The following is a 10,846-nucleotide window of genomic DNA, read 5'->3' as shown; positions in this document are numbered from 1 at the left end:
CCTCGCCCGGCTGCCGCGCTCCCCGCCCCCACGGAATAGAGGACCCTATGCATTGGAGACCCCTCGGCCGACGGTCGCTGTCCGCCGCCGTCCTGGCCGGGCTCATGACGGTCGGGCTGTTACCCATCTCCGCCACCGCACAGGCAGCCCCCACGGCCTCGGACGCTGCCGCCGCCGACGTCAACCTCGCCCTCGGCCGCCCTGCCACCGCCGGCGGTTCCCTCGGCACGTACCCGGCCGGGAACACCACCGACGGCGCCCAGGCCTCCTACTGGGAGGGCCCGGCCGGCTCCTTCCCCCAGTGGGTGCAGGTCGACCTCGGCGCCACCCGTGCCGTCGACCGGATCGTGCTCAAACTGCCCTCCGGCTGGGAGACCCGGACCGAGACGCTCTCCCTGCAGAGCAGCACCGACGGATCCTCGTTCACCACGCTCTCCGCCTCCGCCGGCCGGGTGTTCAACCCGGCCCAGGCCAACACCGTCGCCGTGGACCTGAGCTCGCCCGTCAACGGCCGGTACGTCCGCGTCAACGTCACCGGCAACACCGGCTGGAACGCCGCGCAGCTGTCCGAACTGGAGGTGTACGGAGAGGACGGCGGCAGCACCGACCCGCCGCCCACCGGCACCAACCTGGCGCGCAACAAGCCGGTCGAGGCCACGTCGTCGACGCAGACCTACGTCGCCGCAAACGCCACCGACGACTCCACCTCCACCTACTGGGAGGCGGCCGGCCACCCGGCGGACCTCACCGTGAAGCTCGGCTCCGCCGCGGACGTCACCGCCGTGGTGGTCAAGCTCAACCCGGACCCGGTGTGGGGCGCCAGGACCCAGGGCATCCAGGTGCTGGGCCGCGGGGCGTCCGACACCGGCTTCACCTCGCTGCGCGACCGCGCGGACTACGCCTTCAGCCCGGGAACGGGCAACGCGGTGACCATCCCGGTCAGCGGCCGCTGGGCCGACGTGCGCCTGCGGTTCTTCTCCAACACCGGCGCGCCCGGCGGGCAGGTCGCCGAGTTCCAGGTCGTCGGCACCGCGGCGCCCGCGCCCGACCTCACCGTCACCGGCCTGACCTGGTCACCGGCCGCCCCGTCGGAGCGGGACGCGGTCACCGTGAACGCCGGGGTGCGCAACGCCGGCACCGCGCGCTCGGCCGCGACGACCGTGGACGTCAGCGTGGAGGGCACGGTCGCCGGCAGCGCCGACGTGCCCGCCCTCGACCCGGGTGCGTCCGCCACCGTCGCCGTCTCCACCGGCACCCGCGCGGCCGGCAGCTACGCCGTCTCCGCGGTGGTCGACCCGCGCAACACGGTCGCCGAGCTGGACGACACCAACAACAGCCGGAACGCCGCGGACCGGCTGGTCGTCAGCCAGGCCCCCGGCCCCGACCTCGAGGTGACCTCCATCGCCACGAACCCGGCGAATCCGGCCGTGGGCGCGTCCGTCTCCTTCACCGTCGCCGTGCACAACCGCGGCATCACCGCCGCCGCGGCGGGTTCGGTGACCCGGCTCCAGGCCGGCACCACCACGCTGAACGGCACGACCGGTCAGGTCGCGGCCGGTGCCACGGTCAACGTGGCGATCGGCGGGACCTGGACGGCGACCGCCGGCGGGGCCACGCTCACCGCCACCGCGGACGCCACCGGGGTCGTCACCGAGACCAACGAGAACAACAACGTGCTCACCAAGTCCCTCGTCGTCGGACGCGGCGCCGCCCTGCCGTACACCGAGTACGAGGCCGAGGACGGCCGTTACCAGGGCACCCTGCTCACCGCCGACGCCAAGCGGACCTTCGGGCACACGAACTTCGCCACCGAGTCCTCGGGCCGCAAGTCCGTCCGCCTCGACTCCGGCGGTCAGTACGTCGAGTTCACCTCCACCACGTCCACCAACTCCATCGTGGTGCGCAACTCCATCCCCGACGCCTCCGCCGGCGGCGGAGCCGACGCCACCATCAGCCTGTACGCCGACGGCACGTTCGTGCAGAAGCTGAACCTCTCCTCCAAGCACAGCTGGCTGTACGGCAGCACCGACGACCCGGAGGGGCTGACCAACCGGCCGGGCGGCGACGCGCGGCGGCTGTTCGACGAGGCGCACGCGCTGCTGTCGCGCACGTACCCGCAGGGCACCACGTTCCGTCTGCAGCGCGACGCGGGCGACTCGGCGGCCTACTACGTCATCGACCTGATCGACCTGGAGCAGGTGGCTCCCGCGCTGAGCAAGCCGGCCAACTGCACCTCGATCACCGAGTACGGGGCCGTCCCCGGCGACGGGCTCGACGACACCGACGCCATCCAGCGGGCGGTCACCGCCGACCAGAACGGCCAGATCTCCTGCGTGTGGATCCCGGCCGGGCAGTGGCGGCAGGAGCAGAAGATCCTCACCGACGACCCGCTCAACCGCGGCCAGTACAACCAGGTGGGCATCAAGGACGTCACCATCCGCGGCGCGGGCATGTGGCACTCCCAGCTCTACACCCTGACCCCGCCGCAGAACGCCGGCGGCATCAACCACCCGCACGAGGGCAACTTCGGCTTCGACATCGACGGCAACACCCAGATCTCCGACATCGCCATCTTCGGCTCGGGCACCATCCGCGGCGGCGACGGCAACGCCGAGGGCGGTGTCGGCCTCAACGGGCGCTTCGGCAAGGACACGAAGATCACCAACGTGTGGATCGAGCACGCCAACGTCGGCGTCTGGGTGGGCCGTGACTACTCCAACATCCCCGAGCTGTGGGGCCCCGGCGACGGGCTGGAGTTCACCGGCGTCCGGATCCGCGACACCTACGCCGACGGCATCAACTTCGCCAACGGCACCCGCAACTCCACCGTCTACAACTCCTCGTTCCGCAACACCGGCGACGACGCGCTGGCGGTGTGGGCCAGCAAGTACGTCAAGGACACCTCCGTCGACGTCGGCCACGACAACCACTTCCGCAACAACACCATCCAGCTGCCCTGGCGGGCCAACGGCATCGCGGTCTACGGCGGCTACGGCAACACCATCGAGAACAACATCGTCTCCGACACGATGAACTACCCGGGCATCATGCTCGCCACCGACCACGACCCGATCCCCTTCTCCGGTCAGACCACCATCTCGGGCAACGCCCTGTACCGGACGGGCGGCGCGTTCTGGGGCGAGGCGCAGGAGTTCGGCGCCATCACGCTCTTCGCCCAGGGCACGGACATCCCGGGCGTGACCATCCGGGACACCGAGATCCACGACTCGACCTACGACGGCATCCAGTTCAAGACGGGCGGCGGCTCCATGCCCGGCGTCAAGGTCACCGACGTCCGCATCGACAACTCCGTCAACGGCTCCGGCATCCTCGCGATGAGCGGCGCCCGCGGCAGTGCCACCCTGACCAACGTCACGATCACGAACTCGGCCCAGGGCAACGTACTGATCGAGCCCGGCTCCCAGTTCACCATCACCGGATCGCCGAACGGCGCATCCGCAGCGCGCAGGTCCGTCTGAAACCGGCGGGGTCCCCGGCTCACCGCGAGCCGGGGACCCCGCACGGTGTCACGTCCGGCCGCCGACCGGCGCTCGTGCCACGAAGGTGTGCGCGACGCCGGTCTGCCAGCCGGGCAAGGGCAGGACCCGCACCTGCCGGAAGCCCGCCCGTCGCATCCGTGCGGCGAAGACGTCGGCGGTGTCGAACGCGAGGACGCTGCGCCACAAATGCTCGTACAGGGGGCGGTCCCCGGTCAGGCGCGCGACGGGCAGGAGCAGTCCCCGGCACACCGCGGTCCATACCGCGCGATGGCGAGGCCGCCCGCTGAGGGTGTACTCGTGGACCGCGATGCGCCCGCCGGGGGCCATCGTGTCCAGCACCCGGGCGAGGACCAGATCAGGGTCGGCCACGTTGCGGAAGAGGTAGGCGGCGAACACCGCGTCGAACGGTCCGGCCGCCCCCGCTTCGGCAAGGCCCTCGGCCGGGGCGTGGTGGAAGGTGACACCAGGGCCCCATCGCTTGCCGGCCGCGACATGGAGCATGCCCTCGGAGGAGTCGACCGCGGTGATCCGCGCACGCGGGGCCGCCGTGAGCAGGGCGACGGTGGACGCACCGGTGCCGCACCCCAGGTCCAGCAGCCGCATGCCCGAACCACCGGCAGGCAGCCGCAGCCGCCGTGCCGACCGTCGCAGATGGGCGTGGTAGCCCGGATTGACGGCGACCATCCGGTCGTACAGCGTGGCGGCGTGGTCGAACGCGGACGCGAGTTCGCCACCGTGCATCAGGGTCATGCCGTGCTCCTCTGCCGCCGGAAAGGTACGGGGACGGCGAACGCCGGCCATGTCCGGCCAGTGCCCATCCCACCCTCGGTCCCGTCGAGGCGCACCTCGGCGGGCACGTCCACGGACGGATCAAGAAGCGCGTGTCCGGGTCGACCGTGGTCCCTCCCGGCCGCGGAAGCGGCGATCATCGCCACAACCGCTCCGCACGCGTCACCGTTCGGGAGGATCCGTTGACCGAGGCCGACCACCTGGATGCCGTCGACGTCGTGATCGTCGGGGCGGGCGCCGCCGGGCTGTCGCTGGCCCACCGTCTGACAGCCTCGCCGGGTCCGCGCGGCCTGCCCGCATCGGTCGTGCTCGTCGAGCCCCCGGCGGGGTCGCCCCTCCGCTCCCCCGCCCGGACATGGTGCTCCTGGGAGCACGAGCAGGACGAGTACGACAGCCTGGTGGCCGCCCGCTGGCACCGGATGCGGATCACGGCCAGGGACGGCCGCCACATCTCGTTCACGTCCCCTCGCGCCTACCGGATGATCCGCTCGGCCGACTTCCTCCACGGAGTCGGTGCCGTGCTCGAGCGCCGGCCCGGAGTACGAAGGGTCGCGGCGACCGTGACCCAGGTGCGCGACGTGCCGGGAGGCGCCGAAGTGACCGGCCACGACGTGGCAGGACGTGCGATCCGGCTGAACGCCCGCTGGGTCTTCGACTCACGGCCCCCGAGCGACCTGCCGGCCGCCCGCACCACGCTCCTGCAGCACTTCCGGGGCTGGTTCGTCACCACCCGGGACGACCGCTTCGACCCCGAAGTCGCCGACCTGATGGACTTCCGCACCCGCCAGCCCGAACACGGCCTGTCCTTCGCCTACGTGCTGCCCTTCACCCCTCGCGAGGCACTGGTCGAGTACACGGAGTTCTCCGCCGAACCGATGACGGGGTCCGCTTACGACGCGGCACTGGAGGAGTACGTCCGCGGGAGGCGCATCTCGCACTACTCCGTGACAGCTGTCGAACAGGGGGTCATCCCCATGACGGACGGGCGCTTCCCCCGTCGCGCGGGGCACAGCGTGTTCCGGATCGGCGTGGCAGGGGGCGCCACCCGCCCGTCGACGGGGTACTCCTTCGCCGGGATCCAGCGGCAGTCGGCCGCGGTGGCCGCCGCCTGGCAGGCCGGCCGGACCCCCCGGCCACCCGTACCGCACGCCGCACGTCACCGCTTCATGGACGCCGTCATGCTGCGTGCGCTGGCGACCGGCCGGGCCGGTGGGGCGGGCTTCTTCGAAGCTCTGTTCAGCCGCAACCCCCCGGACCGGATCCTGCGTTTCCTCGACGGCACGTCAACCCTGCACGAGGAGTGGGCGATCGGTCTCACCACACCGGTGCCGGCCATGCTGCGCTCATTGCTGGAGCTCCCTCTGGTTCCACGACGAAAGGCCACCGCATGCCCGTGAATCCCCCCTTCCGGCCGGTCCGTCCCGGCCGCGATCGCAGGGCCGGCCTGTGGCCGGCGCGGGACGGCGCCGATCGTGTTCCGGCACCTGGGCCCCGCGTCGCCGTGGTGGGTGGAGGCATCGCCGGGATCGCCGCGACCGCCGCACTCGCCGAGCGCGGCGTCCGGGTCGACCTGCTGGAGCGGGAGGAGGTGCTCGGCGGCAGGGCCGCCGGATGGCGGACCACTCTGGCCGACGGCCGCCCGGTCACGATGAGCCGGGGTTTCCACGCCTTCTTCCGCCAGTACTACAACCTGCGCGCACTGTTCCGTCGGGTCGACCCTGGTCTCGACTCGCTGCGACCGCTGGCCGACTACCCGCTCCAGCGCGGCACCGGCGCCCGTGACAGCTTCCGCAACGTGCCGCGCACACCGCCGTGGAGCGTGCTGGGCTTCGTCGCGCTCAGCCCCAGCTTCCGCTGGTCGAGCCTGGCCCGGATGAACCCGCGGGCCGCCCTGCCGCTGCTGGACGTGCGCGTCCCTGAGGTGTACGAGCGGCTCGACGGGATCAGCGCGAGCGCCTTCCTGGACGACATCCGTTTCCCGGAAGAGGCCCGGGACCTGGCCTTCGAGGTGTTCTCGCGCAGCTTCTTCGCCGACCCGAAGGAGCTGTCCGCCGCCGAGCTGGTGCTGATGTTCCACATCTACTTCCTCGGTTCGTCGGAGGGGCTGCTGTTCGACGTTCCCCGCGAGCCGTATCCGCAGGCGTTGTGGGAGCCGCTGTCCGACCACCTGTCCGGGATGGGGACCGCCATCCGTACCGGTCGCACGGTGCTGGCCGTGCACCCCGACGGGGACGGCTTCCGGCTCACGGTCACCGCGACCGGTTCACCTCACGCGCCGCAGGAGCACGGGTACGACGCGGTGGTCCTCGCCCTCGACACGGCCGGGCTTCAGGCCGTGGTCGCGGCGTCACCCGGCCTGGAGAGGGGCGGTTGGCGCGCGGGCGTCGAACGCCTACGGCAGGCGCCGCCCTTCCTGGTCTCGCGCTGCTGGCTGGACCGGCCCGTGCGGCCCGACCGGCCCGGCTTCCTGGGGACCAGCGGCTTCGGCCCGGTGGACAACGTCAGTGTCCTGAGCCACTGGGAGGGAGAGGCGGCCCGGTGGGCTCGGGAAACCGGGGGTTCGGTGGTGGAGCTTCACGCGTACGCCGTCGACCCAGCCGCCGACCGGACCGTCGTCGCGGACTCGATGCTGCGCGAACTGCACCGGATCTACCCCGAGTGCGCCGGGGCGACCCTGGTCGACAGCCGCCACGAGTGGCGGCAGGACTGCCCGCTCTTCTCCGTCGGCGGCTACCAGGACCGGCCCGGCGTGCTCACCTCCCACCCCCACCTGGTGCTCGCCGGAGACCTGGTGCGCACCGCGCTGCCGGTGGCCTTGATGGAGCGCGCGGCGACCACGGGCATGCAGGCGGCGAACGCGCTCCTGGCGACCTGGGGCGTACGCGGCCACCCGTTGTGGTCGGTCCCTCTGGGTGGGCGGAACCACGTCATGCGCGCCCTGTCCCGGTGCGGCTGAATCCGCCGAGGCCCTACGGCACCCCGTCGAACGGGGCCGCTCCCCACGGCCGCTCACCGCACGGCAGGGCGTCAGCCGGGGAACCGGCCCTGGCTGCGCAGGGCGTAGCGGCGCTCGGCGTAGGCGAGGTCCTCGCGCCACAGCCGGCCGGCACCGCGCCGCATCAGCGACCGCATCAGCGGCGCCGCCCGGCGCGCGAGGGTGAAGCCCCGGCGCGGCGAGTGGGCGACGACGGCTTCGATCACGGCGGTGCGCGGTCGTCCGTCGCTGCCGGGGCCGAGGGGTGTGGCGTGGGTTTCCACAACACTGGTGGCGCCCTCCCCGGAGACGATCCGCATCACCACGGTGCGCGGCCCGGGCGCGGTGAACTCCGCCCGCACCGGAACGCCGAGGCGCCCACGGACGCGGAAGGAGACGTCGACCAGGAACCGGTCCACGGCGACGTCTGCCGGACCCGAGTCATGGGCGGCAGGGGCCTCGGCGACACTCAGGTCGGCGAAGGAGTGAGGGTGGAACCAGGCGCCATGCCAGGGGTCGAGCCGGTTGGCGACGACGTCCTCGGGTTCGCAACGTCCGGCGACGGTCATGACGGCCGTCAGTGACGAAGCGAGGGCGGGCCGCGTGGGGACGGGCGGCGCCGCCGAGGGCTCCTCACCGCCGACGGCGTCCAGACGCGCCCACACCAAGAGGCCGTCGTCGTGGGCGGGGTAGGGCTCCCAGCCGGGAAACCCCGAGGGCTTCAGCGCGAGGCCGTGCCAGTGGCAGACGATCGTGCCGTCCCGCACGAAGCTTTCGCACAGCGGAGCGCCCAGGTGGGGGCAGGCGCCGGGGGCGGCCCGGACTCGCCCCTGACGGTCCCGCCACAGCACCAGTTCGACGCCGGCCACGCACCTCCCGGTGATGCGCCCGCTGCCGACCTCCGAGCTGGCCGCCACCACGTACCAGTTCCCGGACGGCCGGGCCTGGGCGCGCTTCAGCGCGGCCGCGACGAGGGCCGGTTTGGCCTCGTGCCAGGTGGGCGGCTGGTCCTGCCACTTGCCACCGCTGAGCAGGGCCAGCGGATGGAACGGACGGCGGGAGCGGCTCATACCGGCGACCCCTCGGGAGTGTCGGATGCGGCACCGGACGGCGCCGGGCGCGGGCAGGCCCGATGGACGGCGCGGCTCGAGGCGACGGCGATCAGACCACGGGCGGCTTCGCGCGCACGGCGGTGGCGGGGCACGGCCACGCGGCGGTGGAGCACCGGGTAGCCGGCGGCCTCGATCTCGTCGAGGATGCCCCGGTAGAGCACCAGTGCCGTTCGGACGCAGGGGCGCGAGACAGGTGCGAGCAGGCCGATGCCGGTGGCGGCCCGCCGGTACACACCGCGGGTGAGAGCGGCGGTCTCGTGAAGGGCGGCGCGGACCCGTGGGTCGGTGGTGCCCCGCTGCCGGCACCACGTCAGGAGGGCCTGGTCGGCCCCGTGGGCGCCCAGGATGTCGCCGGGGATGTAGACGCGACCGCGGTCGAGATCCTCCCCGACGTCGCGCAGGAAATTGGTGAGCTGGAAGGCGACGCCGAGTGCGGCCGCCGCAGGAGCGGCCTCCTCACGCGACGTCACGGTGCCGAGGACCGGCAGGACCTGGAGGCCGATCACCGCGGCCGAACCGTGCATGTAGCCGGCCAGGTCGCCGTAGGTGGGGTAGGCGGTGACCGTCAGGTCCATCTGCATCGAGGCCATGAAGTCGGTGAACAGCGTGTGGTCGAGTCGGTGCCGGCGGACGGTGTCGGCGAGCGCGGTGACCACGGGATGGTCCGCGTGGCCCGTGCGCAGTCCGTCCAGCAGCACCGTCTCCAACTCGGCGAGCGCCTGCTTCCGGGCGGCGGAGGTGACACCGCTGCCGTCGTGGCAGTCGTCGACGATGTCGTCGGCCCACCGGGCGAAGCCGTAGAGGGCGTGGACGAAGGGGCGGCGGTCCGGGGTGAGCAACCGGGTGGCCAGGAAGTAGGTCTTGCCGTGCCGTGCGTTCAGCGCCCGGCAGCGGCTGTAGGCTGCCCGCGTCCGGGGCTCGGTGATCCCCGCGGCGTCGAGTTCACGGGCGGTCACGGGACGCTCCTGCGCGGCCGGTGCCGGGCCACCGCACGGTCCCCGGCGATGCGGGCGGCCGCTAGCTTCCCGGAGATCAGCACGGTGGGCACTCCGACACCCGGTACGGTGCCGCAACCGGCCAGCACGACGTTCTCGGCACCGTGGACGAGGTTGCGGGCGCGGAAGGGGCCGGTCTGGGCGAAGGTGTGAGCGGCGGAGAAGGGTGTGCCCGCGGCGTGCCCTTCGGCCGCCCAGTCGGCAGGTGAGACGGTCCGCGAGGTCTCGACGGACGCCTCGAACCCCTCCAGCCCGCGCTTTTCCAGTTCTTCCACCAGGCGCTCCCGGTAGGTGGGGCCCAGCTGGGCCCAGTCGGCGGGGCCGGTGGAGAGGTTGGGGCACGGGGCGAGGACGTAGTGCAGGTGCCGGCCTTCGGGGGCGAGGGAGGGGTCGGTGGTGGTGGGGCGGGTGATGAGCAGGGAGGGGTCGCTCATGAGCCGTCCGAGGCGGGTCAGTTCGTCGAAGGTGCGGGTCCAGGCGCCGCCGAAGGAAAGGGTGTGGTGTGCCAGCTGCGGCCACGTCCGGCGGGTTCCGGCGTGCAGCACGAACGCGGAGGGCGACCAGCGCAGCCGTACCGGCCGCCGGGGGACGCGACCGAGGAGCCGGTACGCCACCGGCAGGTCGGGGGTGAGGACCACGGCGTCACAGGCGAACCGTTCACCCTCGGCGGTGCGTACGGCCGTGACCCTGCCGCCCGTGCTGCGCTCCAGGACGGCCACCTCGCTGTGGTAGCGGAGGTCGGCCCCCGCGCCGGCGGCCTCGGCGGCGAGCGCACGGGCCACGGCGTGCATGCCGCCTCGTGGGAAGTACACACCGGCGACCGTGTCCATATAGGCGATCACGGCGTACGCGGCAAGCGCCCGGGCGGGTGGCACTCCGGCGTACAGGGCCTGGAACGAGAAGACGCGCTGCAAACGCTCGTCCTTGACGAAGCGCGCGATGCGCGGCTGGAGCCGGCCGAATCCGCCGAGCGCCGCCAGCCGGGCGAGGTCGGGGGTGAGCAGCGACAGGGGCGAGTCGAAGTTGACGTCGATGAAGCCGCGCATCTGCACCCGGTACAGCTCGCTCAGCCAGCGCCGCAGCCGCCGGTACCCCAGTGCCTCCCGCCCGCCTGCGAACCGGGCGACCTCGGCCTCCATCACGGCAGGGTCGGAATGCACGTCGAGGGCGGAGCCGTCGGCGAACTGCGCGCGGTAGGCGGGGTGCAGCGGCTGTAGCTCCACCCGCGAGGCCAGGGTGCCGCCGGTGGCCGCGAACGCTTCCTCGAGGAGATCGGGCATGGTCAGTACCGTCGGCCCGGTATCGATGCGGTAACCCCCGAGCTCGAGCAGACCGGCGCGGCCCCCGGGTCCACCGGCCCGCTCGAGAACGGTCACCCGGCGACCCGCGCCCAGCAGGTGCAGTGCAGTGGCCAGCCCGGACAGCCCTGCGCCGACGACGACCACGTGATCGGTGGGGCCCTGAACGGACCTCATC

General features: G+C 72.7%; 7 protein-coding genes. 3 read left to right on the top strand and 4 right to left on the bottom strand.

What is annotated here, in order from left to right; genetic code table 11:
- The first annotated feature begins 47 nt into the window (after positions 1-47).
- Positions 48-3,479, top strand: coding sequence for a CARDB domain-containing protein (locus ABZ312_RS27740; protein WP_500438986.1), 3,432 nt, complete (start codon positions 48-50; stop codon positions 3,477-3,479).
- 48 nt (positions 3,480-3,527) lie between these two features.
- On the opposite strand, the gene ABZ312_RS27735 is transcribed toward ABZ312_RS27740, so the two are convergent.
- Positions 3,528-4,250 (bottom strand): class I SAM-dependent methyltransferase, encoded by a 723-nt coding sequence (locus ABZ312_RS27735; protein ID WP_500327508.1) that lies wholly within the window; start codon positions 4,248-4,250, stop codon positions 3,528-3,530.
- Positions 4,251-4,471: 221 nt separating this feature from the next.
- Here ABZ312_RS27735 and ABZ312_RS27730 point away from each other — a divergent pair, with 221 nt between their 5' ends.
- Together ABZ312_RS27730 and ABZ312_RS27725 are read left to right on the top strand one after the other, a co-directional pair.
- Positions 4,472-5,686 (top strand): lycopene cyclase family protein, encoded by a 1,215-nt coding sequence (locus ABZ312_RS27730; RefSeq protein ID WP_500357972.1) that lies wholly within the window; start codon positions 4,472-4,474, stop codon positions 5,684-5,686.
- Positions 5,677-7,245, top strand: coding sequence for an FAD-dependent oxidoreductase (locus ABZ312_RS27725; RefSeq protein WP_500438985.1), 1,569 nt, complete (start codon positions 5,677-5,679; stop codon positions 7,243-7,245). Before ABZ312_RS27730 ends, ABZ312_RS27725 begins: the two co-directional genes overlap by 10 nt.
- Positions 7,246-7,316: 71 nt before the next feature.
- On the opposite strand, the gene ABZ312_RS27720 is transcribed toward ABZ312_RS27725, so the two are convergent.
- The 3 genes from ABZ312_RS27720 to crtI are packed head-to-tail and all read right to left on the bottom strand — an operon-like array spanning position 7,317 to position 10,845.
- Entirely contained in the window at positions 7,317-8,333 is a 1,017-nt protein-coding gene (locus ABZ312_RS27720; RefSeq protein WP_500438984.1) for a Rieske (2Fe-2S) protein, read from the bottom strand.
- Positions 8,330-9,331 carry a phytoene/squalene synthase family protein gene (locus tag ABZ312_RS27715; RefSeq protein ID WP_500327513.1) on the bottom strand — a complete coding sequence of 334 codons (1,002 nt, stop codon included), beginning with the start codon at positions 9,329-9,331 and terminating at the stop codon, positions 8,330-8,332. Before ABZ312_RS27715 ends, ABZ312_RS27720 begins: the two co-directional genes overlap by 4 nt.
- Entirely contained in the window at positions 9,328-10,845 is a 1,518-nt protein-coding gene (gene crtI, locus ABZ312_RS27710) for a phytoene desaturase family protein (RefSeq protein WP_500327515.1), read from the bottom strand. The genes ABZ312_RS27715 and crtI overlap by 4 nt, the downstream gene beginning before the upstream one ends.
- Position 10,846: the final 1 nt, after the last annotated feature.

The sequence above is a fragment of the Streptomyces sp. NPDC006207 genome, from assembly GCF_040613835.1.
Lineage (GTDB): Bacteria > Actinomycetota > Actinomycetes > Streptomycetales > Streptomycetaceae > Actinacidiphila.
The sequence above is the reverse complement of the archived record's forward strand: the minus strand, read 5'-3'. Positions and strand labels throughout refer to the sequence as shown.